The following is a 201-nucleotide window of genomic DNA, read 5'->3' on the forward strand; positions in this document are numbered from 1 at the left end:
GGCTCTACCCCCCCCGGCATGCCGGTTGCCATACACACCGCGTCTCCACAGGGTTCTGCGTTCCGCCGGTAGAGCCACCCCATGGGTGGCTGCACGCGATGCACGGTTCACGCACAGCCACCCATGGGGTGGCTCTACCGCCTCGGGATGCCGGTTGCCATACACACCGCATCTCCACAGGGTTCTGCGTTCCGCCGGTAG

This window comes from Stenotrophomonas sp. HMWF003 (assembly GCF_003061285.1).
Lineage (GTDB): Bacteria > Pseudomonadota > Gammaproteobacteria > Xanthomonadales > Xanthomonadaceae > Stenotrophomonas > Stenotrophomonas maltophilia_AP.